This window comes from Salmonella sp. 32010601201800023SM, assembly GCF_017572235.1.
Lineage (GTDB): Bacteria > Pseudomonadota > Gammaproteobacteria > Enterobacterales > Enterobacteriaceae > Salmonella > Salmonella enterica.
In genome coordinates this window covers 973,984-998,429 of the sequence record NZ_JAGEQS010000001.1, presented here as the reverse complement: position 1 = coordinate 998,429, position 24,446 = coordinate 973,984, and the positions used below count along the sequence as shown (strand labels likewise).

Sequence of the window (24,446 nt, the reverse complement as noted above, 5' to 3'; positions counted from 1 at the left end):
GAGATTTTACTGCATGACGTGTTTATCTGCGTTTTTTGCATCAGCGGTATTACTGTAGTCTCTGGTCTCTTCAACCTGTACAGGGGCTCTGACAACCAGACTTGGCAGCGCCAGTTCGATATCATTCTCAATGAGTTTTTCAATAATACGGATATTTATCTCTTGCTGAATATCCATGTATTTATTGTAATCCGCGGTATTGACGATATGCACCACCTCATAGGTCAGCCGATCCTGACCAAAGGCCAGTAGATGGGCGCGGTCGAATTGTGTTTCGCCGACATCGGTAATAATCTTTTTCACCATATCGCCGATGAGGCGTAACTTTTCCGGCGGTGTCGCAGTGGCGACGCCAAAAGTAAACACGATACGACGCGTTTGCATCCGCTTATAGTTGTGTATGGTTTGCTGCAACAACTGCGCGTTCGCACAAACGATCTGTTCGCCGCTGAGGCTACGGATGCGAGTGGTTTTCAAACCGATATGTTCAATCGTACCGGCTACATCATTAAAGACGACGAAATCGCCGATCTCGAAGGGCTTATCGAAACCAATCGACAGCGAAGCGAAGACATCGCTCAGAACGGTTTGTACCGCCAGGGCAATAGCAATACCGCCCACGCCGAGGCTGGCTACCAGTGCGGTAATATCCACGCCGACGTTCGCCAGGATGGAGAGCAGCATCATAGACCAGACGAGCACGCGCAAAATCATACCAAGAATGACTAACGTCACCGGGTTTTTATTGGAGCCTGGGGCATACAGTAAATGACGCATCCATGACTGTACGCCCTGATCAAGCCAAATCGCCATTTGAATCGCAACCACTAAAAACCAGGCGTGAGAGAGGGTGGAGAATAACCGGTCGGGCAGGGCGACAAAGCGCAGGCTAAAGAGAAATGCGGCAAAAAAGATGAGCATCTTACTGGTCTTTTTCAGCATCTCGAAAACAATAGGCCGCAGCCGCCCATGAGCATCATCCTTTTTATCCGGGCGTTGTAGCGCTTTATAGACCACATTGAGTAGCCAGTTGATGAGCCAGTAAGTAATGAGGGTGACGAAAAAAACGACCGCCAGATTGATCCAGAACGTCGTTGACATCAGCATCGCAACGATATTTAGTCGTGCTAAATACTCCATTTTACCTCCGATGAAAAGCAGATGAACATTACAGTATAGACGTCACATCACGGAGGCCGATTTCCGGCTTTACTATTGCTGTTTTATTCAGCACTTTTGTTCAAAAAGTATGAAAAAGAGGGGTAGCCGTTTGGCTATCCCGGCGTTTCTGTGCAGACTTATCTACTCCTCTTAATAAAATAAGGAGTCATTTATGCAACAAGAACATCGTGAGTGTATTGAGCAGTGTTATGAATGCGCGGCGGCGTGTGATATCTGCGCCTCTTCTTGTCTGCGTGAAGATAACGTCGAAATGATGAAGCACTGCATCCAGTTAGATATGCAATGTGCGGCCATTTGTCGCCTAGCGGCGCAATTTATGGCATTGGAAAGCGAGTACTCACAAAAATTATGCCGCCTGTGCGCGGATATCTGCAAAGCCTGCGCCGAAGAGTGTGCAAGGCACGATCACGACCATTGCCAGAATTGCGCGCGGGCATGCAGCCAATGCGCAGACGCCTGCCTTAAAATGGCCGCGTAATTTTTCTTCCGCCATTAGCTCAACCGGATAGAGCATAGAGCTTCTACCTCTAAGGTTCGGGGTTCAATTCCTCGATGGCGGACCAGTTGATATCAAAAAAGGCCACCTGCGCGGTGGCCGCTGAGTTTCTGTTGAAATAAATGCAATGTTATAATATAACAATCATCTTTCTAAGAAAGATGAGGGTAACGTTTTGGTGATTCATTTAAAAAAACTGACAATGCTTCTGGGAATGCTGTTGGTAAATAGTCCTGCCTTCGCGCATGGTCATCATGCTCATGGCGCGCCGATGACGGAGGTTGAGCAAAAAGCGGCAGCGGGCGTGTTTGATGACGCTAATGTACGCGATCGCGCGCTCACCGACTGGGATGGTATGTGGCAATCCGTCTATCCTTATCTGGTCAGCGGCGAGCTGGACCCTGTCTTCAGGCAAAAGGCGAAGAAAGACCCGGAGAAAACGTTTGAGGATATTAAAGCGTATTATCGCAAAGGATACGCGACGAATGTTGAGACGATCGGCATTGAAAATGGCGTTATAGAATTCCATCGCGACAATAACGTTGCATCCTGTAAATACAATTATGCCGGCTATAAAATTCTGACTTACGCATCGGGTAAAAAAGGGGTGCGCTACCTGTTCGAATGTAAAGATGCGAATAGCAAAGCGCCTAAATATGTTCAGTTTAGCGATCATATCATTGCCCCGCGCAAATCGGCGCACTTCCATATCTTTATGGGAAATACCTCGCAGCAGGCATTGTTGCAAGAGATGGAAAACTGGCCTACCTATTATCCTTATCAGTTAAAGGCGAATGAGGTCGTTGACGAAATGCTACATCATTAAGTCTGATTGCAATGTTAAAAGCTCGCTATGAATAGTGAGCTTTTTTTCTGCCGTTATGCCATATTTCTGGCAACCAATATAAAAAATACCTGCGCCCCCGGAGCGATGATGACACTGTCCATACCGCCCTCGATTCAATGCCAAACGGAAGCGGCATGTCGCCTGATTACTCGTGTCACAGGCGATACGTTGCGTGCTATTCATTTATATGGTTCCGCTGTCGCGGGCGGTCTGAAGCCAAACAGCGACATTGATCTACTGGTGACAATATGCCAGCCGCTGACGGAGGCCCAACGCGCAACGCTGATGCAGGAATTGCTGGCGCTTTCATCGCCGCCGGGGGCGTCGGCAGAAAAACGCGCTCTGGAGGTCACTGTCGTGCTTTATTCGCAGCTGGTTCCCTGGTGTTTTCCACCTGCCCGGGAAATGCAATTTGGCGAGTGGCTAAGAGAGGACATTTGTCAGGGGATTTATGAACCAGCGCAGCAGGACTGGGACATGGTGTTACTGATAACCCAAATTCTGGAAACCAGTATACCGCTAAAGGGAGAACGCGCGGAACGGCTGTTCACGCCAGCCCCTGCGGCGCAGTTGCTGAAGGCCTTGCGTTATCCCCTCGACCTTTGGCAATCCACGGCAGATGTGCAGGGAGATGAGTATCATATCGTTTTAACCCTGGCGCGTATCTGGTATACCCTTTCTACCGGGAGATTTACCTCTAAGGATGCGGCGGCTGACTGGCTGTTACCTCAGTTGCCAGAAGATTATGCTGCCACGTTGCGTGCGGCGCAGCGTGAATATTTAGGTCTGGAGCAACAGGACTGGCATATTTTGCTGCCTGCGGTCGTACGCTTTGTGGATTTTGCCAAAGCGCACATCCCCACGCAGTTCACATAAGATGCCCCAGGACGTCTGTCAGGTTGCGCAAACGGCGTTCCTCAACTACTACTTAATAGGTTCTCATCGCTGAAGTAAGCAGATGATCTTATGCGGGCCATCGAATGGATATTCCCACATGGCTCTCGTTTTGTTGAGGTGGATATGACTGGTTCCGCATCATCTGTTTTAAAGACAGATACAAGACTATTGAGCGAAAACCTGTTTCTTAATTATGGTCTGGAGTCCTTATTTAAGGACGTCGCAATAATAGCTGGCAACGTAAATTATATTATTTTTGATATCGACGATTACTACACCGTACAGCAGTATATTACTTCCACATTTAAAACGGTACTCATTGGAATTGTTACCCATAATGAATATAACTTTATTGATGAACATCATGTCATATATCGAATAAAGGTCGATGCCTCTATTGCTGAGTGGCGCGAATTACTGATTTTGGCCGCTGCTGGTCAATTTTTTCCCAGGTCAGAGAAAGTCAGATTAACGGCGAATGAAAGAAATGTTTTGGCGATGCTTGTTAAAGGAATGGATATCCGACAAATAAGCTGTGAGCTGAATGTACATTTAAAAACTATTTACTCAGTACGCTACCATGTTCTGACTAAATTAGGTTGTAGAACAGTTCTGGATTATCAAATACTGTCCGTTTCTAAAGCCTTTACGCACTGGCTTACAATAAATAATGTTGATAATGTAATTTCCCGTGTAAATAGTAAGGTCATTGCTTAATAATGATTTGCTTCTGATGGCGTTTAGGTTCACTATGCTTTCTTACATCATCATGAGGCCAGACAGGCATGGCTACTTTTAGTATTAGCGCAATGGCGGCGCAGTGTGGTGTCACAACAGCAAATATCAGGTCCTGGGAACGCTATGGCCTGCTTCAACCTACCAAAGATGAAGCTGGCAATCGTTTTTATTGCATAGAAGATGCTATCAGAATACAGCATATTATCGACGCGTTAAGCAAAGGCTTTTCATTAAAAGAGATTAAACCTGCCCTCTATGGTGAAGAAACGCATTGCCGCTCGGGATGGTTATTCTACCAGGAAGAGATTTTAGCGCAGTGTAGAAAATTCGAACCCGCCAAATTGCGAAAATTACTCTGGCGTTATGGTCGGGAAATTCCGCCGTGTATCGTAATTGAGTCAATACTGCGTCCTTTACGGCTGTGGTTGTCCGCAGGCGATGATGATGCACGCCGATTTGAAAAGGCATTACTGGATACTGCGATTATTGAATACGCCACGTTCCAGCTAAGTAGCGTACGAAAGGCGCCAGCAGGCACAATGCTTATTGCTGCGTTTTCGCTGAACGACCCCATTGAGCTATGGCTGGAAACGATTAAATATTGTAGTGAAGGTATGCGAGTTGAAGTCATCCCCTGGCAGGCGCCGATGCCCGATCTTTTATCAACGTCTTTCGAGCATATTGTTCTGTGGCATGATGAGACATTAACTCCCGCGCAGGAAAATCTTATTCAGGCTTTAAAAGAATCGGGTAAATTTAGTCTTCATGTGAAAAATGGCTCAGGCTTAACATTACTGCCAGCCGTATATCGGCAGCATGAGATGCCAGAAAGCATGCAGCATGTTGCACCGCAAATCCATGCAAACGGCTACGAAAAATCAGGCACCGCACGTTGAGGCATCTGCATTATTAACGAACAGGGGAGGAGTAAACCCCTCCCTTGTTTATACTCTTCATACTTCAAGTTGCTTATGTGTTGGCTACGGATTACTCGGCCCATCCATGGGCCTCGCCCTGACGGGCCGTCGCACGCGACGTTCAAACCTGCTCCCGGCAGATTTGTCGTTCACCCCAGTCATATAGTTATCTATGCTCCTGGGGACTCACTCCCTTGCCGCCTTTAAGCAACTCGAATTATTTTGGGTATATATTAGATGTCGTCAGGTGTCTGAAACAAAACGGCTTCTAAGGCATTACGGTAAATATCAAGCTGCACTACGTCTTTTTCTGTTTCCAGTTTTTCAATAAGTTTGGCGATGATATCCTTATTTGAGACATGCTGCTGCGATTGCAATAGTTCGTAAGTAATTTCCTGAATAGCTCGCTGTTCACATAACATATGTGCAGAAAAAGGATTGCCAGTACTATTTTGTTCGTTGACTAGTGTAATGGTAGTCATATTTCACCATATTCGATGTAAATTGAAGCCGATCTCCCTGAGCGGGGGAGAGAAATTAGTGACCTATTAAAGTTAGACCTATATCATAAAACTGTAATAAAAAATCACACAAACGTGATATGCATCACATTTGTGTGATTTGTTGTATATTTTATACACTTTAAATGAAGGTGAAGATTCCGCAGAATCAACGGCCTGTTCTTTCTATCACTCCAGTTTCTCACTCCAGTTTAAACGAATAAGCATTAATACCCATCTGTAATAATTACTTAATGTTATCTTAATAAAGGTAAATTACTGTCAGGCCTCCGTAAAAGGAGGTTGATTAATGATTCGTCATATCGCCATTTTTCTTTGTTCTTTATTGATGTGCAGCACCACTTTTGCCGATTCGGTAACATCGGTATCGCTTGGCGCACTCTTAACCGCGCTCAATGAACGCATGTTATTAATGAAAGATGTGGCTGCTTATAAAATGAAGCACCATCTGCCGATAGAGGATTTCACGCGTGAACAAAATGTTTTTGCCGAGGCTGAAGAAGAAGCGAAAAATAACGGTCTGGACCCGCATTCGATAACCCCTTTTATTCGTTCGCTAATGGATGCCAGTAAAGCGATACAGTACCGCTATTTAGCGCAGTGGCGAACCGGCCCAGAACCCTCCTTTCCGATACAAACCTTGTCGGTCACCCGGCAACGTATTCGACAACTTGATAATCAAATGTTGATCATTATCAGCCAGCGCCTGATGGTCGGCGCTTTCAGCCATGAGGATATGGTGTGGCTGAGAACGCACTTTAATGCGCCGAATCTGAATGAGAGCGATATCAGTGATGTGTTGGCATCTCTGTCTTTGGTGCGACGCGCGCGTTAATTCCCCACGAGGAAACGTGGGCCAATACCTGGTGATTGCCTGCGGGGGGCGCGATACAAGAACGTTTTTGGGTGATGGGGATATAAGCGTGGCGGAATAGCGGCTGGAGAGACATGGTTTCGCTTCCCATCTTCCGGTGCATTCGTTAGCATACTGTTTCGCAGCTAAGCGTAAATGTTTTCAGGAAGAGGTTAATGTGTTCGCGGAGTATGGTGTTCTGAATTATTGGACGTACCTGGTTGGGGCGATTTTTATCGTTCTGGTGCCGGGGCCGAATACGCTTTTTGTGCTTAAAAACAGCGTGGGACGCGGGGTTAAAGGAGGATATCTTGCCGCATGCGGTGTGTTTATCGGCGATGCGATATTAATGTTTCTGGCGTATGCGGGCGTGGCGACGCTGATCAAAACAACGCCGGTTCTGTTTAACATTGTTCGCTATCTCGGCGCGTTTTATCTGCTCTACCTTGGCGCAAAAATCCTTTACGCCACGCTGACCTCAAAAGGGCGTGCGGCGACGGAAACGGTAGTTCCTTTTGGCGCTATTTTTAAGCGTGCTTTAATTCTTAGCCTGACGAATCCTAAAGCCATACTTTTTTATGTTTCCTTTTTTGTGCAATTTATTGATGTTACTGCGCCGCATACTGGGGTGTCATTTTTTATTTTGGCCACCACCCTTGAAATCGTCAGTTTTTGCTATCTGAGCTTTTTAATTCTTTCTGGCGCTTTTGTAACCCACTATATTGGTACCAAAAAGAAACTGGCAAAAGTGGGCAATTCTTTGATTGGCCTTCTTTTCGTCGGATTTGCCGCCCGGCTGGCAACGCTCCAGTCTTAACCACCTGGACCCGTCGTCAACGGCGGGTCATTGCTCTCCTTTCGGTTTTATTGCGTGGAAAACAGCAAAATAGTAACCAATAAATGGTATTTAAAATACTGTTTTTGGAGCGTAACCTTTTTACGACAGCGATGAGATTATCGCTGAGTAACCTGCGTGAAGAGGGAAGCAAATGCGGCAAATTCCACAAAATCATATTCATACACGTTCCACGCCATTCTGGAACAAAGAGACGGCGCCTGCCGGAATTTTCGAACGCCACCTTGATAAGGGAACGCGACCCGGCGTTTATCCTCGCCTCTCGGTGATGCAGGGGGCGGTCAAATATCTCGGATACGCTGATGAACATTGCTCTGAGCCGGAAGAGATCATGGTGATCAATGCCGGCGAGTTTGGCGTGTTTCCTCCGGAAAAGTGGCACAATATTGAGGTCATGACGGATGATACCTATTTTAACATCGACTTTTTTGTCGCGCCGGAAGTACTGATGGAAGGGGCGACCTCACGAAAAGTCATTCATGCCGGGAGAGAATAATAATGGGAAAAGCTACTTATACCGTCACGGTCACGAATAATAGCAACGGCGTCTCTGTGGACTATGAAACGGAAGCACCGATGACGTTGCTGGTACCTGAAGTTGCAGCAGAAGTTGTGAAGGATTTGGTCAATACCGTGCGTTCCTACGATACCGAAAACGAACACGACGTTTGCGGTTGGTAAGGATCTTGTAGTATCTATTTGATATAAAGTGATTTTTTAAATCAGAAGCCGCATCGCGCGTCGCCAGCGTGATGCGGTTTTTGCGTATTGAAAAGCGCTGTTTATTTACATCAGACATGGGTTGAAAAGAAACATTAAGAAAACATTAAGAATATCGCATTGTTTGCTAATGAGAGCGTATTCATAAAACTTATGATTGGGTATTAAAAACCAGAAGAGTCTTATAATCATGAAACTCGATACCCGATTAACTTCGTCAGCACTTACTCTTGCGCTTGCCGCTGTGGTCATCCCGTTTACGGCGGACTGGCAATTGCCTTTGCTTAACGGCGTGGTGGTCCGATGGATTGAAAACGGACAAGCGTTATGGTTACTGTTTGGGGCGCTATTTACCGCCTGGTATATACGGCCACTTTCCCGTCCCGAAGGGGCAAAGCAGTTTTGGCTATGGGCTGTTGTCTGGTGGGTGGTGCTATTGGGTAGAAGCACCAGTTGGGGGCGTGACTATTTCCCTGACGAGCCGCGTATGCTGTTCAGAACGATTTCAGTGATATTAATTGCTGCGTTGGTATTGCCAGTCCTGTTTTCTGCCGGGCTACGTAAGGAGATTGTTCGTCGTCTGCGGGACGTTCCTCTGCCATTGTGGCTGTTTACCGTGACGGCATGTTCATATCTGATTTCCGACACTGTCGAGCATCATCGCTGGTTGTCGCCGATATTCCTGCATAACGCGCGTTACACAGATTTGATTGAAGAGCTTTATGAAGTGCCATTTATGATCGGTTTGTTTATGGTGACCGTGGTGTTTATGCAGCAGGACAAGCAGGATGAATGTACGGCGCTGGAGATGACCCCGTATCACGCAAAATAGCGCGGCTGAAAAAGACCATGAATTCGACATGGGATAGATAGCGGTTAGCAAAAAAAGCCCGCACTCGGTGAGGCGGGCAAATAATACTGGAAGCAATGTGAGCAATGTCGTACCGAACAGGTGGGTTATAAACTCAACTACTCGGTGTTGATAAAGATAATCGTTATCATTAATGATTGCAACCCTGATATTTATGCGCTTTTATCCACGGCGCTAAAAGGTGATGGATATCACAAACTTTACTTTCCTGACGATGTGCTATTCTTTTTAACGGCAAATAAACCGCTAACGTTAAGACATAAGTGAGGAAAAAATGGGCATTCTTTCATGGATTATTTTTGGACTTATTGCGGGTATTTTGGCTAAGTGGATCATGCCAGGTAAAGATGGCGGCGGATTCTTTATGACGATCATTCTGGGGATCGTTGGTGCGGTAGTCGGAGGATGGATCAGTACGTTCTTTGGCTTTGGCAAAGTGGATGGTTTCAACTTCGGCAGCTTTGCAGTCGCGGTGATCGGCGCGATTGTCGTGCTGTTAATCTACAGAAAAATCAAAAGCTAAACGCAGAACTTTCAGAGATAATAAAGGCTACGACAGGTAGCCTTTATTATTCAAAATGAATTTACCACCAGCCCAGTTCGGTACCCGCCACCGCAATTAGCGCGATGCCCATCAACACCATCGTTGTTTTCCTCATGGTTATGCTCCCGGCGCGGCGTAACCGCCAATAAAAAACCATGCCAAAAATAATATTGCCGTAATGAAAATGACGACAGGGAAGAGGATACCCACTCTCATGCTATTACCTTCACTGTTCAGGGGGCGCCAGAATAGCAGGGTTTTCTCAGCGACAAAAGGTCGGTTGCTTTGTGACAGGGCGTGGTTATTACTGACTTAACCCGGGATAAACACCCACTAAAGCGCTGACAGAAAGTATGGAAATAGCGTACCCGCCAGGTTATCCTGGACAAAATATCGCTTTAAGGAGTCGTTATGAAATTTACGTGGATTGCGTTGCCAGGCGTATTGCTGCTGAGCGCTTGTTCATCGTCGCAACCCAACGCCCCCAGGCCGCCGCGTATTGGGATGCCTAATCCGGCAGCCGTCTACTGTGAGCAACAGGGCGGTACGCTGATGCCGGTGCAGACCCCACAAGGCGTGCGTTCCGATTGCAAATTGCCCAATGGCGAAATCATTGATGAGTGGACATTATGGCGCAGAGAGCACCCTGATACGAAAAAGTGACAACCTGCGGTCCGACGGGATATGATTAAGAACAATCTGATAATGAGTTTCATGCGGCGCAAGAAAATATGTTTCAGTTAAAGCCGGGCGCGTTGGCAATAGTTATTGGCGCTAAAACACCCGCCGGACGGCGGAATATTGGTAAATCGGTTGAGCTATTTTGCCTGTGTCAACCCGGAGATGAATTCATTAACCCGGTAAATGGACACGTCACCTTACTGCCGAAAGAAGCGCCTCGGGCGCTGTGGCTGGTCACGGGCGATGTAGCCTCCGCCGATGGCCAGCACGGTTTTGCCTGGGTGCGGGCAGAACATTTGATGCCGTTGTCCCCGGACAGACAACCAGGCCAGGCGGCGGCACGACAATCACAGCTCTCGTAGCCACTCTGCCAGCACAATGGCATGGTTCTGGCGAGTATCTTTAGCGGCGTATAGCAACGTTAGCGGCTGGTGTCGGGCAATATCCGCCAGACGTTTGCCTTCTTGATGCTGTTGCGCAAGTTCTGCCCGGTATTGCTGCGCGAAGTGGTTAAAATCAATCAGTTCGCTATGAAAGGCTTTGCGCAATTCGGTGGAGGGCGTAATGGCCTTATTCCATTCATCATAGACCAGCGCTGCTTTTTTAATGCCTCGCGGCCATAGCCTGTCAACCAATACCCGATAACCATCGTCTTTTTCCGCCGGGAAATAGACGCGCTTACACTGGATTCGCATTTTTCCCTCCTGTGATGGTGTCGCTTACGGTACTTTTGTCGGATAGCGGTAATGATTTTAATGGATCAGGCCTGATAAACGAAGCGTCATCAGGCATTCAAGTGGGTATCAGGTTTATTTATGACGCTATCTCTCGATCGCGTCCGGCGTAGAGGCCGAAAATCGCCATGATGATAGCCAGAACCGTTACGCCCGATAGCGGCAGATACCAGCTACCGCTGGCATCATGAAGTTTTCCCATGACGGGCGGCCCACATGCCGCCAGTAAATACCCGACCGACTGCGCCATGCCGGAAAGCGCCGCCGCCTGATGCGCCGAACTGGCGCGCAGGCCGATAAACGTCAGGCCGAGGATCATCGTCGCGCCTGTACCGAAGCCGAACAGTAGCGTCCAGATGATCGCCTGGCCCGGCACAAACCAAAGCCCCGCCGCGCCCACTGCGCACAAGAGTGAGACCAGCGCGGCAATCCAGCGTTGATCGTTAAAGCGAGGCAAAATAAGCGGAATGGCTAACCCAGGCGCCGCGGTCGCCAGTTGCAGCAGGCCATGTAGCGATCCTGCCTGTGCTTCGCTGTAACCGTGGCTGATGAGTATTGTTGGTAACCAGCCGATAATTACATAATAAATCAGTGAGTTAAGTCCCAAAAACAACGTAACTTGCCAGGCTAAAGGCGAACGCCAGATACCGCGTTCATGTAATGCCCGGGAGCTACTCAGGTTAGCTGAGCGGGTAGTGCGCCACTGCGGCAACCAGATAAGAAACGCCAACAGCGGAAACAGCATTAGCATTAACAGCGCGCCGCGCCAGCCAAAACCGTGCAACGCCAGCGGAACCACCAGCGCAGACCCCAACGCGGCGGCGGCGCCCATCGTCAATGAGTACGCGCCCGTCAGCCTGGCGACATGTTGTGAAAAATCGCGCTTAATCAATCCTGGTAGCAGCACATTACCCAGCGCTATCCCGCACCCAATAATGGCAGTTCCGGCAAACAACAATGCAGCGGAGGGCAGGGAGCGGAGAGCAATACCCGCGCAAATCAGCAGCATTGCGGCAAACAGACTGCGTTCCATCCCAAACCGGCGGGCAATACCGGCCGCCAGCGGCGAAACCAGTGCAAACGCCAGAAGCGGCAAGGTTGTTAGCAGGCCCGTCTGGGCGGTGGAAAGACCGTAATCCGAACGGATTGTCTCCAGCAACGGCGCAGCGCCGGTAAATGTTACGCGCAGCGTAGTGGCTATCATCAAAATACCGGCAATCAGTAAAGCGCCCTGTTTGCCGCGTGGTGAAAGGGCTGTCGTCATCGTTTTCTCATCTCGTCAGGCGAGGCGATACCTTAACAGTTTTTACTGTTTGGATGAATCAAGCTAAAATGACAATTTATCGCTAAAATCGGACAATATAATGATTGGCCTGAGACTGGATGGTTACGATCCCGACCTTCACCACGATGCCGCTGTGGCCTTTTGTATTCGCGCCAGGGATGATGAACTGTTTAGCCCTCGCCATCAGCATCGCAAGGGACAGTTGATCCTCGCTCTGCACGGCGCGATCACCTGTGAGGTGGAAAATGCGATGTGGATGGTTCCGCCCCAGTATGCCGTCTGGCTCCCCGGCTCGCTGCCGCACAGTAATCATGTGACCGCAGGGGCGGAGCTGTGCTTTTTATTTATTGAACCTGCAGCGGTCGTCATGCCGGAGCGTTGCTGCACGCTGAAAATTTCGCCGTTATGCCGGGAGTTGATTTTGTCGCTGGCGCGCAGAACCGATCCCGAAAGAGCGCAAATGCCAACGCAGCGCCTTATTCAGGTGTTGTTTGATGAACTGCCGCAGCAGCCGCAGGAACAATTGCAATTACCGGTATCGGGGCATCCGAAAATTCGCCAAATGGTTGAGACAATGGCGCAGGAGCCCGCGCGATGGAATACGTTAGGGCAGTGGGCCAGCGTATTCGCGATGAGCGAGCGTAACCTTGCCCGGCTGGTCGTCAAAGAGACGGGACTAAGCTTTCGTCGCTGGCGTCATCAGTTGCAATTAATTCTGGCGCTACAAGCGCTGATCGCGGGGCGTAATGTACAACAGACGGCGCAAATGCTGGGCTATGATTCCACCACGGCATTCATTACCATGTTTAAAAAAGGCCTGGGGCAGACCCCAGGCCAGTATCTGACGGGCGAGTTACTGCTTCCCCACAATTAAGGAGACCAGCCCCGCCGCAATCAGTGGGCCGACCGGCACGCCGCGAAACAGCGCGACGCCAAGTACCGTACCGACCAGCAGCCCGGCGACGAGCTGCGGTTGGTTTCCCATCAGCGTAATGCCGCGACCGCCCAGCCAGGAGACGAAAACGCCGACAGCAATCGCGACCAGCGATTTCCAGTTCACAAAAGAGTGGATCAATGTGGAGGGCGGTAGGGTTCCGCTGGCGATGGGAGCCATTACGCCGATGGTCAGAATGATAATCCCGACGGTGAGTCCCTGTTTTTCAATCCAGGGAAAAAAGGTATTCAACGGGGTTACGCGGACAATAATCAGCACCAGAATTGAGACGGCGACAGTGGTGTTGTGGCTGATAAATCCCAGAGCTGCCAGTCCGAGCAGGATCAGCAGAGTGACATCAAACATTATGGTTTCCTTGCCAAAAAGTAAGCCTGACTACTTTACGCCCAAACGGCAAAGCGCACAGGCCTTTTTAACGATTGATGCGGATTTCAGGCAACTGCCTGAAAGACAATCTCTACGTGAAAAACAGCGTTGTCATTAAATTGCCATCAACGCCGCGTATTGCTAACAGGTGAACCGTCATTGTTGTCTTCCTGAGGATACAATTATGTACGATCCACCGTTTCTTGAAGCGCTGATGATTACGGCGTCGTTTTTCGCCATTTTTATCATTATCGTTGTGTCTGTATTGCTCCTTGAAGGGGAAGGGGACTAAGCCGTTGGCGATGACTGAAAGCGGCGGAAGACTGCCAGTTCTGGTCGGGCGATGCGCAGATAGTCCTGTGTATTCATAATGACTGATTTTTCCAGCAGGCCGGCATTAAAGGCAATTTCATCGAAACGCTCAAACAGGAGCGGATCGGCGACCAGTTTCAGATTAGGGTGAAAACTGAAAGGCGGGATCGCGCCAAAAACGCAGCCGGTCAGCATATCGACTTCCGCCGGGCTGGCAAGGGAAGCGCGTAAGCCGCCCAGATGTGAAGCAAGCTGAGAGAGGTCGGCTTGCTGATCGGCCGCCAGAATAGCAAGAACGTGCTGGTTGACGCCGTTGCCTTTGACTTTACAGACCAGCGCTTTTGCGCCCTGGCCCAGCGCAGTACCGCGTATTTCAGATACCGCTTCGCATTTCCCTACCGCTTCATGGTTCACCACACGATAGCGCGCGTTCTCCTGGGTTAATAAAGCCACTAAACGTTGGTGTGTAGCGACACCCTTCCCGACTTCAGTCATTTCGGCCATTTCTCACTCCTGGTGCAATATGAACATTTACTGCGAAGCACTATGATGAACGATGTTGTTTTTGTTGTTTGTTCAGATAGAGCTGTGCATCGGAAGCCTGGTAGGCATCATTAATCGTATCATTGGGCTGCATATTATAAATCCCGGCAGAAAAATGGACTGTCTTATCCGGTGCGATAATTTGCAGGTTACGAATAATACGCTCCGGCAGATGGATAGCCAAATCCGCCGCGTAATCAACAAGAATAATACAGAACTCATCGCCGCCGAGGCGAATGGCGTAATCGCTTTTACGAATCGATGTTTTAATCGCTTTCGCCAACAGGGTTATAATTCGGTCGCCTTCCTGGTGCCCCTGGGTATCGTTGATCAGTTTTAACCTATCGCAATCAATAGCGACAAATGTCACCGGCGTCCCGGTATTGACCAGGCGTTGCAGTCGCTGTTCCAGCACCGGTGTTAATATTTTACGGTTGTAAAGCCTGGTCATGGCATCGCTAATATTTTCGCGTGTGACGTTGCGATAAAGCCGAAAGTGCATCCGTACCATATTAAGCAGGAGCGCCGTTGCCAGTAAGTAAAAGGCCAGCGCTTTCCAGGACGAGACAAGGAAATAGGTTAAATCAAGGGACAACGAAACGCGCAGCCCACCAGGGATATCATGGCTATAATTCACATATTGAAACAGATTATTTTTGCTTTGATTAATAATAATTTCTTTTCCGGAGTCCATATCCTTTAGTGTTACGTTAAGATAACGCCAAACCAGCGGACGGTCCTGGGTATAAAAAATATTTTTTAAATTATCCTGGTTAACATCCACCATCACGATGCCTTTTAACGATCCCGCCAGATAGACTGGCGTTAAAAAACTCATGACGTTTTCCTGAGTAATATCATCCATGTAGATACTTGAAATAACCGTACGGCCGGTAAAAAGTTTATCTATATCTTTTCTGTTAATACCCATTGTGCCTTTTTGTAAAAAAGTCCAACGATGCATGGCGAAGCGCCGTGAGTTGATTAAATCATAGAAATAGACATAATGTTTATTTAAATCAACGTAATAACGGAATTTAAGCTCCAGTGTGCCCAGCCCGTGACTATGGTCGTCCTGCGAACGGTTGATGCTTACCGCCTGATCAAATGCAGGCAGTAAAAGGGCGTCATCAAGATTATCGGTACACTGTGTAGCGGCGGTTTGCAGAGTACCATGTAGCGCCGGATAATTATGCCGGGTCAGGTTGACACCGTGCGTACCGTTAATAGCTTCAAAGGCGTCGCAAAACGCGCGGTGTTTTTCTGCGGTGACGGGGTCTCCCGGCGCTTCAAAAGTTCGCATCAAATGTGCGGCGATGCTCTGATTCTGGTACTTATCGTACAAAAACGACGAATCGGCTCTCTCCATGATATAACGCATATAGGCATTCATTGCCCTGTCGCTGGCAATAAGTTCGTAAATCAGGAAGGACGATGTCAAAACGATGACGCTTGCCGAGATAAAGTGCCTGAGCGCTTTATGATGCAAATTCATGATGAACTACAGCCCTGAAAGTCGGATGCGTTAGTTTACCATAGCGATGAGAATTCCTCTAATAGACTGTTTAAAAATAAAACGTGTTGATGTTATGGAATAAAAATCATTCTCGATTTAATAAATTCAATAATATATGGTGTTGATATTTTCAGTCGTGACTATTGTCGCAAAAAGTAAATTGTTAATTAACGGCATCGATTTAACACTAACGAAAATAAAATAGCCTTTATTATTACGCGAAAGGAGTGTGAAGTGGTAAGGATAATAATGTACTTCCGTTCGGAGGCACTATGAAACGATTTAAAGAAATGGCAACAATTTTTCTTTTTGCATTGCTGGCTGCGGGGTTCACGTCGTCTGCTATGGCAGCGTCGGGTAGTGATAGTCCGTGGGATTTTGATTTTTCGGGTCCATGGCTTTTTTGCAAACTACAACCCCCTGATTCTCTGCAATTACCGCCACCTCCTGGTGAGTATTGCTGGCATTAATAAATCCATAGTATTTCAGTGATAAGTCGGCGCATGTAAGGTTAATCCAGTCAGGAGATATACAGGTTTACGGCTATTATAGTGGTAGTATGTATAATTGCCTTGTTAGTGATAAATCAGCCCGTGACTCATTACGGGCTGATTTATGGTTATGCGCTTTGATTGGCGCTCTGTTTCTGAAACAATTCGCGGAATACCGGATAAATATCCTCCTGATCGCGAATATGCTGCATGGCGAAGTTATCGAACGTCGCCTGCAGATGTTCATACTCGCGCCATAAGGTCTGGTGGGCGCGGCGGGTAATCTCGATATAGCTGTAATAGCGCACTACCGGCAGCAGCTTTTTCGCCAGAATCTCATGGCACAGCGGTGAATCGTCGGCCCAGTTATCACCGTCTGACGCTTGCGCCGCATAGATGTTCCACTGACCGGGGTCGTAGCGCTCTTTAACTACTTCATCCATGAGTTTAAGCGCGCTGGAGACAATCGTCCCCCCGGTCTCTTGCGAATAAAAGAACTCATGTTCGTCCACTTCCTTCGCCTGGGTATGGTGGCGGATATAAACCACTTCTACGTTCTTATATGTTCGGCTCAAAAACAGATAGAGCAGAATGTAAAAACGCTTGGCCATATCTTTGGTTGCCTGGTCCATCGAACCCGAGACGTCCATCAGACAGAACATCACCGCCTGGCTGGAGGGCTCAGGCCGTTTTTCATAATTTTTATAGCGTAAATCAAAGGTGTCGATAAACGGCACTCGCTCGATTTTAGCCCGTAGTTCGGCAATCTCCCGACGTAACCGCTCCTCTTCAAGCAGTTGCGCTGGTTCGCTTTTGCTGATGGTCTCCAGTTCCGTTTCCAGCGCGTGCAGTTCGCGGCGTTTTCCTGCCGTCATTGCTGTACGGCGCGCCAGAGAGTTTTGTAGCGAACGTACCACGCTGATATTGGCCGGTACGCCGTTTGAGGTGAAACCGGCGCGGTGAGTTTTATACTCGTTAAGCTGGCGATGCTGGTTTTTCTTCAGATTAGGCAGCGCTAAATCTTCAAAGAGCAGATCCAGATACTCATCTTTTGAAATCTGAAAAACAAACTCATCCTGGCCTTCGCCGTCCTGGCTGGCCTGACCTTGACCGCTACCGGAACCGCCGCCGCCACCGCCTTGCGGACGCTCAATGCGATCATTCTGGATAAAGTGATCGTTACCCGGATGGACGCGATGGCGCAGACCGCCGCGCCCCTGATGAAACATCGGTTCGCTAATATCATCGGTTGGAATAGAGACGGACTCTCCGCTGTCGACATCGGTCACAGAGCGTTTATTAATCGCTTCGGAAATCGACTGCTTAATTTGTGCTTTATAACGACGCAAAAAGCGCTGGCGATTCACCGTGCTTTTATTTTTGCCGTTAAGACGTCGGTCTATGAACCAGGTCATATGCCCCCCGTACTGCCAACTGAGCGCCTGTTCTGTCAGTGCCGGATAGCGCTAACGCTTAGCCAGTCTACAGAACATTACTTTGTAGGCCCGGTAAGCGCAAGCGCCACCGGGCATTAACATCACGACGATTTACGCACGCGCAGGTACCACTCGCACAGCAAACGAACTTGCTTACGGGTATACCCTTTTTCCATCATCCGATCGACAAAGTCGTCATGCTTTTTCTGCTCGTCAGTCGACGTTTTGGCGTTAAAAGAAATGACCGGCAACAGCTCTTCAGTATTGGAGAACATTTTTTTCTCAATCACCGTGCGCAGCTTCTCGTAACTGGTCCAGTTTGGATTACGGCCGCTATTGTTGGCTCTGGCGCGCAGGACAAAGTTTACTATCTCATTACGGAAATCTTTCGGGTTACTGATACCCGCTGGTTTTTCAATTTTTTCCAGTTCGGCGTTCAGCGACTCGCGATCGAACAGTTGACCGGTATCCGGGTCGCGATACTCCTGATCCTGAATCCAGAAATCCGCATAAGTCACGTAACGATCAAAAATGTTCTGCCCGTACTCAGAATAAGATTCGAGATAGGCCGTCTGGATCTCCTTGCCGATAAATTCGGCGTATTTCGGGATCAGGTAGCCTTTCAGGAACTCCAGATAACGCTCAGCCTGCTCCTGCGGGAACTGTTCACGCTCGATTTGTTGTTCCAGAACGTAGAACAGATGTACCGGGTTTGCCGCCACTTCCGCATGGTCGAAGTTGAATACGCGGGAGAGGATCTTAAAGGCGAATCGGGTGGAGAGACCGTTCATCCCTTCGTCCACGCCCGCATAGTCGCGATACTCCTGGTACGATTTGGCTTTAGGGTCGGTATCTTTCAGGCTTTCACCGTCATAAACGCGCATTTTCGAGTAAATACTGGAATTTTCCGGCTCTTTCAGGCGGGAAAGAATCGAGAAGCGCGAAAGCGTTTCCAATGTGCCCGGCGCGCAGGGCGCATGAGCCAGCTCGCTATGATTAAGTAGTTTCTCGTAGATTTTGATCTCTTCGGAGATTCGCAGGCAATAAGGCACCTTCACAATATAGACACGGTCGAGGAACGCTTCGTTATTTTTATTGTTACGGAAAGTCACCCATTCAGATTCGTTTGAGTGGGCAAGTATGATGCCATTAAAGGGCAGGGCGGAAATACCTTCCGTACCATTGTAGTTACCTTCCTGAGTTGCGGTCAGCAAGGGGTGCAGCACCTTAATAGGCGCTTTAAACATCTCGACGAACTCCATGATCCCCTGGTTAGCGCGGCATAGCGCGCCAGAGTAACCATACGCATCCGGATCGTTCTGGGCGTGATGTTCGAGTTTACGAATATCCACCTTGCCGACCAGCGCCGAAATATCCTGGTTGTTTTCATCGCCGGGTTCCGTTTTGGCGATGGCAATCTGCTCCAGAATGGAGGGCCAGACTTTCACCACGCGGAATTTAGTAATATCGCCGCCAAACTCATGCAGGCGTTTGGCCGCCCACGGGGACATAATCGTACCGAGATAGCGGCGCGGAATACCGTACTCTTTTTCCAGAATCTGCGCGTCTTCCTGCGGATTAAACAGGCATAACGGATGATCGTTGACCGGACTACGCTCGCCGTTGGCGCTTAAAACATAAATTGGCACGCGCTGCATTAGCGATTTCAGCCGTTCAGCGAGCGATGATTTGCCACCCCCCACAGGTCCCAGCAAATAGAGAATTTGCTTCTTCTCTTCCAGCCCTTGCGCCGCATGTTTTAGATAAGAGACAATCTGTTCAATCGCGTCTTCCATGCCGTAAAACTCTTCAAACGCAGGATAGCGAGCAATAACCCGGTTGGAGAAGAGTCGGGAAAGTCGGGGTTCCTGGGCAGTGTCGACCATATTAGGCTCGCCGATAGCCATTAATAGCCGCTCTGCCGCGTTGGCATAAGCACTGCGATCTTGCCGACAAATGGTAAGAAAATCCTGCAGTGTGAACTCTTCGTCCTTGGCAGCTTCGTAACGCTGGCGATAGTGATCGAATATATTCATGATATGCCATCCTTTCGTTTTTTCGCACATGTTAAGAGCCGTTCATATGAATAGTAGAGGCTCCCGGAAGAGGTAGACTGAACGCCGTCTCTGCTAAGGAAAAAAAAAGCAACTCTCATGCCATTTTATTGGTCAGAAGATCAACGTGTCCGGTGATACACCTTCTTAACATTAAGCGTAGATGGCATTTGCAAAACTTGCCTGTACGCGTCAGTGGATTTCGATGACATATCAATAACTCATCAGGTAGAAAAGGCTGGTGGATATCAGAAAAAGCGTTCCCGGTCACATAACGATCATCAGCCGATCATCTGAAAATAATCGGTGGTGGTGATATTAAACGGTTACATTGTGTAAAATAGTTGGGCTTACAGGTATTGGCGGTTACACTTTTGCCGCAGAACATTTGAATAAGGAATTATGGATTGTGACCAAACTTAAACTTCTGGCTCTTGGCGTGTTTATTGCAACATCCGCCAGCGTCGCGCACGCTGAAAGCAACCTGACGTTGGGCGCAGGCGTTGGTGTGGTTGAACACCCTTATAAAGATTACGATAGCGATGTTTATCCGATACCGGTCATCGCTTATGAAAGCGAAAACTTCTGGTTCCGTGGTCTGGGCGGCGGGTACTACTTGTGGAATGACAATGCCGATAAGTTATCAATCATGGCATACTGGTCCCCGATGTACTTCAAACCGGGCGACAGCGATGACCATCAGTTGCGTCGTCTGGACAGGCGTAAAAGTACTATGATGGCGGGCGTTTCTTACGCGCATCACACCCAGTATGGATTCCTGCGTACCTCACTGGCAGGGGATACGTTGGATAACAGTAACGGTATTGTCTGGGATCTGGCCTGGCTGTATCGGTATACCAATGGCGGGCTGACCTTAACGCCAGGTATCGGGGTTGAATGGAATAGCGAGAACCAGAACGATTACTATTACGGCGTATCACGTAAAGAATCTTCGCGTAGCGGCCTGCGCGGCTATAACCCGAACGATAGCTGGAACCCGTATCTTGAACTTAGCGCTAACTATAATTTCGCCGGTAACTGGAGCGTATATGGTACTGCGCGCTACACCCGCCTGTCGGATGAAATTACCGACAGCCCGATGGTGGATAAATCCTGGACCGGTATCCTTTCTACTGGCGTGACCTATAGATTCTGATTGATTGAATTTGCCGGAAAAACCATGACAAAGCCTGCGTTATGCAGGCTTTGTGCTAACTGAAACGCGAACATGGCGGCTTGCATAAATGCGCTGTTGACCGGGGATGGCGCAGCCTTACGTGATTTATACTTTGTTACATCAATTTAAAAAACTAGCCTTTTATATGAAAAATCCAGGTGATTACAACTGCGCTAACAATTAGCGTAATAATTGTTGCAATGCTGGCTGATATCGCCCTGTCACGTCCCGCTTATGCTATACCCATTCTTCACAGCGAGTAAGACGAATGAGCATAGTATTCAATACCGTAGCCAAGCCCAGCGGCAGTCTGTGTAACTTATCCTGCAAGTACTGTTTCTATCTTGATAAACCCCGGGGCCAGCGCGTCATGTCTGACGATGTGCTGGAGACGTATATCCGCCGGGTAATTGATGATACGCCATCCTCAGAGGTCTCGTTTTGTTGGCAGGGGGGAGAGCCGACGCTATGCGGTCTTTCTTTTTACCACAAAGTGGTGCGCTTGCAGCAACGCTATGCCAACGGCAAAACTATCTACAACAGTCTGCAAACCAATGGCGTATTAATCAATGAAGAGTGGGCGGCATTCTTTGCGCAGCATCAGTTCCTGATTGGTATATCGATTGATGGGCCGCAAGTCGTTCATGATAATTACCGGAAAACGCCGTCAGGGCGGGCGTCTTTTTCCCGAGTCGTTAATGCTATCCGCCTTCTGCAGGCAAATGATGTCGAGTTCAACACGCTCACTGTCGTGAATGATGCGTCATGCCGTCATGGCAACGCTATTTATCATTTTTTGACGCAGGAACTGGAAAGTAAACACCTGCAATTTATTCCCATTGTTGAGCCGCTCGCGCAAAAAGCGCAGCGTTCTTTGACGTTATCTGATAATGAAGATTCGCCTTCGCTGATGCCCTTTTCCGTCACGCCTGAAGGGTGGGGGGCCTTTATGTGCGATGTTTTTGATCAATGGATACGTCACGATGTCGGACGCATATTCGTACAGCTTTTTGATAACTTACTTGGCGTCTGGATGGGGGAGCCCGCCACGCTTTGTACGATGCAGTCGACCTGCGGGCAAAGTTTGCTGGTGGAGCAGAATGGCGACGTGTTTAGCTGCGACCATTTTGTTTTTCCCGCCTATAAACTGGGCAATCTGCAGCAACACTCTTTAGAAGAAATGGCGGCCTCTCCTTTTCAGCAGCAGTTTGGCGCGGCTAAAGCAAACCTTTCCTCACGCTGCCAGAACTGTACGTGGCGCTTTGCCTGTCACGGCGGTTGTCCGAAACATCGAATTTGTATGGACGGCGGCGAACGGCAAAATTATCTCTGTAAAGGATATCTGGAGTTCTTTCAACATGTGACGCCCTATATGAATGTGATGCGTCAATTATTACTGAATCAGCGACCCGCCGCGCATATTACCCGCATCGTCGACATGATTGCGGATGACGTTCGTCAGTGACAAGAAAATCGCCCCCTTGCGCGGTATGATGCCGGACATTACCGTAGGGTCTAAGAGTCCTGTATTGTTTTACCGTCGAGTGACATTGAAAAGGAAATGAAATCAGTGAAAAACGTAACGTTTTGCGGGCAGGTGACGCTTCCTGCCATCGGACAGGGAACATGGTATATGGGCGAGCGCGCGGATCAACGTCAGCGCGAGGTTTCGGCGTTGCGCGCGGGGCTGGATTTGGGGTTACGCCTTATTGATACAGCGGAAATGTATGCCGACGGCGGGGCGGAAAAGGTCGTGGGCGAGGCGTTAGCAGGGCGACGCGATGAGGCATTTCTGGTGTCAAAAGTGTACCCGTGGAACGCTGGCGGCCAGAAGATAGTTGCCGCCTGTGAAGAAAGCCTGCGTCGCCTGAAAACAGATTATCTCGATCTCTATCTATTGCACTGGGCCGGAAGCTTTTCATTCGAAGAGACCGTTGAAGGTATGGAGCGGCTAATCGCGCAGGGGAAAATTCGCCGTTGGGGAGTCTCTAATCTTGATTATGACGATATGCAGGCGCTGTGGCGCATCCCTGGGGGACAGCAATGCGCGACAAATCAGGTGCTCTATCATCTGGCGTCACGTGGTATTGAGTATGATTTATTGCCGTGGTGTCAACAACAGCGAATGCCAGTGATGGCCTATAGCCCGCTGGCGCAGGCTGGCCGGTTACGTAGCGGTTTACTGAATCATCCGGTGGTGAATGAAATTGCGCAAGCGCATAACGCTACGGCGGCGCAAATCTTACTGACGTGGGTGATTGCGCATCCGGGCGTGATGGCGATCCCGAAAGCCGGAAGTACAGAACACGTGAAGCAAAATGCGGCGGCGCTTGAGATCGCCTTGTCAGCAAACGAACTTGCCTTACTGGACAACGCCTGGCCTGCGCCAAAAGGGAAAACCGCGTTGGATATGGTGTGACGCCGGATAAAATGTGTAAGCGCCGCCATCCGGCAGGTCATGCCTGATGGCGGCTGACGCCTTTCAGATCCTATAGTAACGCCGTTATCCATTCACTTTTAGCGTTTAGCGACGCAGATAGTCTGCGCCAGACGAGAGGGTTTTTCTTCTGTGGCTTGTTGCGGCGCAGTAGCGTAAACCGTTTCAACGCAGACAAACGTTTTATAGCCGTCATCCGGCATGTCGCCCATGCTGACGGACAACGCCGGGCCAGGGTTCCAGCCTACGACGTTAAGGTGATGGTGGTGGACCACATCAATCGTGCGGTTTAATGTCGCATCGTGGATCACGCTACATGCTTCAGGATTGAGGTAAACGCGATCGGTACGGTCCGGAAAGGTTTGTATACCGTCGGTCAGGACACCTTCTTTAGCGTCGTTAACTTTATCAATAAACCGATCGCCGAGTCCGCTGACCTTAACGTTGGCGATGTCGCCAACGTTAAAATAGCTGTGGAGCGCGGATGTGGTTGCAAATTCGCCATGCGCTTCCAGTTCAATTTCACAGGTTTTACCCACTTTAAAACGAGCCAGCAGCGTGAAATCGTGCGGCCAGTATTTCCGGGTGGCCTCACTGCTTTGCAGCTCAAATGTCAGCATTACGCCATTATCATCTTCATTATGCGCTTTTAGCGCCCACGGAAGATTACGCGCAAAGCCGTGTGACGGCAGACCCTGTTGAGCCGCAGGTCCAAACCAGGGCCAGCAGATCGGTACGCCGCCGCGTAGCGCCACGCCGGTTTTGAAAGGCGTATTATTACTGAGCCACAATACCTCTTCCTCGCCAACGGGTTTCCAGGAGAGAAGGTGCGCGCCCTGTAATGCAAAAGAGGCTTTCACCTGCGGATGGTCAACGACGATCAGATCCAGGTCATCAAGCTGACGACGGGAAAGGACAGGGGTAAGCTGTTCGATAACCGGGAGGGCAAAAATTTTATTAATCATTACGCAATCCTCTTAACCCTAAATAATTCGAGTTGCATGACAAGGCGCTTGT

30 protein-coding genes, 1 tRNA gene and 1 pseudogene are annotated in these 24,446 nt (G+C 48.9%); 20 read left to right on the top strand and 12 right to left on the bottom strand.

From position 1 onward, the window contains the following. Positions 1-6: 6 nt before the first annotated feature. On the bottom strand, positions 7-1,140 hold the full coding sequence (locus J4617_RS05055; protein ID WP_000456063.1) for a mechanosensitive ion channel family protein: 1,134 nt from the start codon (positions 1,138-1,140) through the stop codon (positions 7-9). Between the two features lie 193 nt (positions 1,141-1,333). Here J4617_RS05055 and J4617_RS05050 point away from each other — a divergent pair, with 193 nt between their 5' ends. From J4617_RS05050 to J4617_RS05025, 6 genes are all read left to right on the top strand, one after another. Then, positions 1,334-1,660, top strand: coding sequence for a four-helix bundle copper-binding protein (locus J4617_RS05050; protein WP_001183699.1), 327 nt, complete (start codon positions 1,334-1,336; stop codon positions 1,658-1,660). Positions 1,661-1,668: 8 nt separating this feature from the next. Further along, positions 1,669-1,745, top strand: a tRNA-Arg gene (locus J4617_RS05045). Positions 1,746-1,856: 111 nt separating this feature from the next. Beyond that, positions 1,857-2,504: a metal-binding protein ZinT gene (gene zinT / locus J4617_RS05040; protein ID WP_001537483.1), complete on the top strand. Its 648-nt coding sequence runs from the start codon at positions 1,857-1,859 to the stop codon at positions 2,502-2,504. A 108-nt stretch (positions 2,505-2,612) separates the two neighbouring features. Beyond that, positions 2,613-3,401, top strand: coding sequence for a cryptic aminoglycoside nucleotidyltransferase ANT(3'')/ANT(9) (aadA, locus tag J4617_RS05035; protein ID WP_000175797.1), 789 nt, complete (start codon positions 2,613-2,615; stop codon positions 3,399-3,401). Positions 3,402-3,545: 144 nt separating this feature from the next. After that, positions 3,546-4,139: a helix-turn-helix transcriptional regulator gene (locus J4617_RS05030; protein WP_001738208.1), complete on the top strand. Its 594-nt coding sequence runs from the start codon at positions 3,546-3,548 to the stop codon at positions 4,137-4,139. A 68-nt stretch (positions 4,140-4,207) separates the two neighbouring features. Next, on the top strand, positions 4,208-5,056 hold the full coding sequence (locus J4617_RS05025) for a MerR family transcriptional regulator (protein WP_000190263.1): 849 nt from the start codon (positions 4,208-4,210) through the stop codon (positions 5,054-5,056). A gap of 254 nt (positions 5,057-5,310) precedes the next feature. Here J4617_RS05025 and J4617_RS05020 read toward each other — a convergent pair whose 3' ends face one another. Both J4617_RS05020 and J4617_RS05015 read right to left on the bottom strand, forming a co-directional pair. After that, the gene (locus tag J4617_RS05020) at positions 5,311-5,559 is read right to left on the bottom strand and encodes a biofilm/acid-resistance regulator YmgB/AriR (protein ID WP_000208086.1); all 249 of its coding nucleotides are present in this window, start codon (positions 5,557-5,559) and stop codon (positions 5,311-5,313) included. Between the two features lie 78 nt (positions 5,560-5,637). Then, positions 5,638-5,805 (bottom strand): annotated as a pseudogene (locus J4617_RS05015) (hypothetical protein). Between the two features lie 82 nt (positions 5,806-5,887). Here J4617_RS05015 and J4617_RS05010 point away from each other — a divergent pair. The 6 genes from J4617_RS05010 to J4617_RS04985 all read left to right on the top strand — a co-directional run bounded on the left by J4617_RS05010 (position 5,888) and on the right by J4617_RS04985 (position 9,421). Further along, positions 5,888-6,433 carry a chorismate mutase gene (locus tag J4617_RS05010; protein ID WP_000617984.1) on the top strand — a complete coding sequence of 182 codons (546 nt, stop codon included), beginning with the start codon at positions 5,888-5,890 and terminating at the stop codon, positions 6,431-6,433. A 196-nt stretch (positions 6,434-6,629) separates the two neighbouring features. Continuing rightward, positions 6,630-7,268 carry a leucine efflux protein LeuE gene (gene leuE, locus J4617_RS05005; protein WP_000457190.1) on the top strand — a complete coding sequence of 213 codons (639 nt, stop codon included), beginning with the start codon at positions 6,630-6,632 and terminating at the stop codon, positions 7,266-7,268. 172 nt (positions 7,269-7,440) lie between these two features. Then, on the top strand, positions 7,441-7,803 hold the full coding sequence (gene yeaR / locus J4617_RS05000) for a DUF1971 domain-containing protein YeaR (RefSeq protein WP_001248993.1): 363 nt from the start codon (positions 7,441-7,443) through the stop codon (positions 7,801-7,803). A gap of 2 nt (positions 7,804-7,805) precedes the next feature. Beyond that, positions 7,806-7,988, top strand: a complete 183-nt coding sequence (locus tag J4617_RS04995; protein ID WP_000513733.1) for a DUF1869 domain-containing protein — start codon at positions 7,806-7,808, stop codon at positions 7,986-7,988. Positions 7,989-8,217: 229 nt separating this feature from the next. Continuing rightward, a complete protein-coding gene (locus tag J4617_RS04990; RefSeq protein WP_001670462.1) occupies positions 8,218-8,859 on the top strand; it encodes a hypothetical protein in 642 nt (213 codons plus the stop codon). A 313-nt stretch (positions 8,860-9,172) separates the two neighbouring features. Beyond that, entirely contained in the window at positions 9,173-9,421 is a 249-nt protein-coding gene (locus J4617_RS04985) for a GlsB/YeaQ/YmgE family stress response membrane protein (protein WP_000512149.1), read from the top strand. Positions 9,422-9,559: 138 nt separating this feature from the next. Here J4617_RS04985 and J4617_RS04980 read toward each other — a convergent pair whose 3' ends face one another. Next, positions 9,560-9,658, bottom strand: coding sequence for a YoaK family small membrane protein (locus J4617_RS04980; RefSeq protein WP_001589065.1), 99 nt, complete (start codon positions 9,656-9,658; stop codon positions 9,560-9,562). Between the two features lie 195 nt (positions 9,659-9,853). On the opposite strand from J4617_RS04980, the gene J4617_RS04975 reads away from it, so the two are divergent. Continuing rightward, on the top strand, positions 9,854-10,105 hold the full coding sequence (locus tag J4617_RS04975) for a DUF333 domain-containing protein (protein ID WP_000673492.1): 252 nt from the start codon (positions 9,854-9,856) through the stop codon (positions 10,103-10,105). Between the two features lie 68 nt (positions 10,106-10,173). Beyond that, positions 10,174-10,485 carry a hypothetical protein gene (locus J4617_RS04970; RefSeq protein ID WP_000487129.1) on the top strand — a complete coding sequence of 104 codons (312 nt, stop codon included), beginning with the start codon at positions 10,174-10,176 and terminating at the stop codon, positions 10,483-10,485. Here J4617_RS04970 and J4617_RS04965 read toward each other — a convergent pair. Beyond that, positions 10,471-10,818 carry a DUF488 domain-containing protein gene (locus J4617_RS04965; protein ID WP_001222527.1) on the bottom strand — a complete coding sequence of 116 codons (348 nt, stop codon included), beginning with the start codon at positions 10,816-10,818 and terminating at the stop codon, positions 10,471-10,473. The two genes, J4617_RS04970 and J4617_RS04965, sit on opposite strands and share 15 nt — an antisense overlap. Positions 10,819-10,936: 118 nt before the next feature. Further along, positions 10,937-12,121, bottom strand: a complete 1,185-nt coding sequence (locus tag J4617_RS04960) for a CynX/NimT family MFS transporter (protein WP_000205345.1) — start codon at positions 12,119-12,121, stop codon at positions 10,937-10,939. A 100-nt stretch (positions 12,122-12,221) separates the two neighbouring features. On the opposite strand from J4617_RS04960, the gene J4617_RS04955 reads away from it, so the two are divergent. Continuing rightward, entirely contained in the window at positions 12,222-13,016 is a 795-nt protein-coding gene (locus J4617_RS04955) for a helix-turn-helix transcriptional regulator (RefSeq protein ID WP_000579793.1), read from the top strand. On the opposite strand, the gene J4617_RS04950 is transcribed toward J4617_RS04955, so the two are convergent. Beyond that, a complete protein-coding gene (locus J4617_RS04950; protein WP_000460698.1) occupies positions 12,996-13,442 on the bottom strand; it encodes a DUF441 domain-containing protein in 447 nt (148 codons plus the stop codon). The genes J4617_RS04955 and J4617_RS04950 overlap by 21 nt on opposite strands. A gap of 205 nt (positions 13,443-13,647) precedes the next feature. Between J4617_RS04950 and yoaI the strand changes: the two genes are divergently transcribed. After that, a complete protein-coding gene (gene yoaI, locus J4617_RS04945) occupies positions 13,648-13,755 on the top strand; it encodes a small membrane protein YoaI (RefSeq protein WP_000272239.1) in 108 nt (35 codons plus the stop codon). On the opposite strand, the gene J4617_RS04940 is transcribed toward yoaI, so the two are convergent. Both J4617_RS04940 and dgcJ read right to left on the bottom strand, forming a co-directional pair. Beyond that, on the bottom strand, positions 13,752-14,270 hold the full coding sequence (locus tag J4617_RS04940; RefSeq protein WP_162487925.1) for a YbaK/prolyl-tRNA synthetase associated domain-containing protein: 519 nt from the start codon (positions 14,268-14,270) through the stop codon (positions 13,752-13,754). The genes yoaI and J4617_RS04940 overlap by 4 nt on opposite strands. Before the next feature lie 49 nt (positions 14,271-14,319). Then, the gene (gene dgcJ / locus J4617_RS04935) at positions 14,320-15,813 is read right to left on the bottom strand and encodes a diguanylate cyclase DgcJ (protein WP_023198688.1); all 1,494 of its coding nucleotides are present in this window, start codon (positions 15,811-15,813) and stop codon (positions 14,320-14,322) included. A 293-nt stretch (positions 15,814-16,106) separates the two neighbouring features. On the opposite strand from dgcJ, the gene J4617_RS04930 reads away from it, so the two are divergent. Beyond that, on the top strand, positions 16,107-16,304 hold the full coding sequence (locus J4617_RS04930; protein WP_012218875.1) for a hypothetical protein: 198 nt from the start codon (positions 16,107-16,109) through the stop codon (positions 16,302-16,304). A 149-nt stretch (positions 16,305-16,453) separates the two neighbouring features. Here J4617_RS04930 and J4617_RS04925 read toward each other — a convergent pair whose 3' ends face one another. Further along, a complete protein-coding gene (locus J4617_RS04925) occupies positions 16,454-17,740 on the bottom strand; it encodes a YeaH/YhbH family protein (protein ID WP_000219717.1) in 1,287 nt (428 codons plus the stop codon). A 122-nt stretch (positions 17,741-17,862) separates the two neighbouring features. Next, positions 17,863-19,797 carry a protein kinase YeaG gene (gene yeaG / locus J4617_RS04920; protein ID WP_001518010.1) on the bottom strand — a complete coding sequence of 645 codons (1,935 nt, stop codon included), beginning with the start codon at positions 19,795-19,797 and terminating at the stop codon, positions 17,863-17,865. 427 nt (positions 19,798-20,224) lie between these two features. On the opposite strand from yeaG, the gene J4617_RS04915 reads away from it, so the two are divergent. The 3 genes from J4617_RS04915 (at position 20,225) to J4617_RS04905 (ending at position 23,411) form a co-directional block, all read left to right on the top strand. Beyond that, positions 20,225-20,971 (top strand): MipA/OmpV family protein, encoded by a 747-nt coding sequence (locus J4617_RS04915; protein WP_000163762.1) that lies wholly within the window; start codon positions 20,225-20,227, stop codon positions 20,969-20,971. A gap of 289 nt (positions 20,972-21,260) precedes the next feature. After that, on the top strand, positions 21,261-22,457 hold the full coding sequence (locus tag J4617_RS04910) for an anaerobic sulfatase maturase (protein ID WP_017465440.1): 1,197 nt from the start codon (positions 21,261-21,263) through the stop codon (positions 22,455-22,457). Between the two features lie 96 nt (positions 22,458-22,553). Then, positions 22,554-23,411, top strand: a complete 858-nt coding sequence (locus tag J4617_RS04905; protein ID WP_000843751.1) for an aldo/keto reductase — start codon at positions 22,554-22,556, stop codon at positions 23,409-23,411. 98 nt (positions 23,412-23,509) lie between these two features. Here the strand turns inward: J4617_RS04905 and J4617_RS04900 are convergent, their stop codons facing one another. Next, complete coding sequence (locus J4617_RS04900) at positions 23,510-24,394, bottom strand: D-hexose-6-phosphate mutarotase (protein ID WP_000608662.1); 885 nt, start codon at positions 24,392-24,394, stop codon at positions 23,510-23,512. Between the last annotated feature and the right edge of the window lie 52 nt (positions 24,395-24,446).